The sequence below is a fragment of the uncultured Candidatus Kuenenia sp. genome (assembly GCF_900696675.1).
Taxonomy (GTDB): domain Bacteria; phylum Planctomycetota; class Brocadiia; order Brocadiales; family Brocadiaceae; genus Kuenenia; species Kuenenia stuttgartiensis_A.
The window spans coordinates 1-1,014 of the sequence record NZ_CAADGZ010000312.1 but is presented as its reverse complement, the minus strand read 5'-3'; the positions used below and the strand labels follow the sequence as shown (position 1 = coordinate 1,014).

General features: G+C 34.5%; 2 protein-coding genes. Both read left to right on the top strand.

Going from position 1 to position 1,014, the window contains the following annotated elements:
* The first annotated feature begins 150 nt into the window (after nt 1–150).
* Complete coding sequence (locus QZT26_RS17880) at nt 151–402, top strand: UPF0175 family protein (protein WP_099324377.1); 252 nt, start codon at nt 151–153, stop codon at nt 400–402.
* Complete coding sequence (locus QZT26_RS17875; protein WP_099324378.1) at nt 389–892, top strand: DUF3368 domain-containing protein; 504 nt, start codon at nt 389–391, stop codon at nt 890–892. The genes QZT26_RS17880 and QZT26_RS17875 overlap by 14 nt, the downstream gene beginning before the upstream one ends.
* Nucleotides 893–1,014 lie beyond the last annotated feature (122 nt).

The following is a 1,014-nucleotide window of genomic DNA, read 5'->3' as shown; positions in this document are numbered from 1 at the left end:
GAATAAAACAACCGTATCATAGATTAAAGCGTAGAAGAAAAAGTTGAAAAAGGGGCAATTTAAAAAAATTTAAATTTGCTCAGAGAAAGAATCTTGCATAAAAAAGATAGTTTTCGTTCAGACACTAAATAAGATTGGAGATAAAATAATATGGCAACATTAACAATCGAGTATCCGGATGAAATTTTGGTATCATTAAAAGAAACACAAGACGATTTTTCTGAAGAGCTGAAAATAGCAGCAGCAGTAAAGCTTTACGAGATGGGGAAACTATCGTCTGGTAAGGCAGCTAGGCTTGCGGGTATGGATAAGATTTCTTTTTTGAAAATACTTGGTAAATATCAGGTGTCCATATCGACATTAGAAGAATTTAAAGAGGATATGAAAGTTGACATCGGTTAAAAATATTGTCGTTGTAAACACATCACCAATCATCTATTTGTCTGCTATCAATAAAACAGATCTGTTAAAGAAACTTTTTGGCGAAATCTTTATACCCGGTGCAGTAAAACAAGAAATAATATCAGGAGGCAAAGACACCTTCGGTTTTCTGGAAATAAAAAATGAACCATGGATAAAAACTAAGACTATCGAAAATGAATTGGCAAAAAAGTGTCTTCTAACGGATATCGATGATGGTGAAGCAGAGGTAATAGTTCTTGCAGAAGAATTAAAAGCGAATATCATCGTTATGGATGACAGATTAGGTAGAAAGGTTGTACGGCTCAGAGGTTTTCGTGTTATCGGTACATTGAGATTATTGATAGCCGCTAAAGAAAAAGGAATAATAACGGAAGTAAAGCCGCTGGTTGAAAAGCTTAAAGAATTCGGCTTCTGGATAAGTGCGGATGTTTATAAAGACGTTTTGGCACGATCAAACGAAATAACCTAGCGCGGCCTTTGGCCGCAACCAAAAAGGTGATTTTTAGTTTATTATAAAGTATAGTAGTATCCTCGTAAATAGTAATCAGACAATTTGGAGGACACTACTTATGAATAAGTTGATGGAATTAT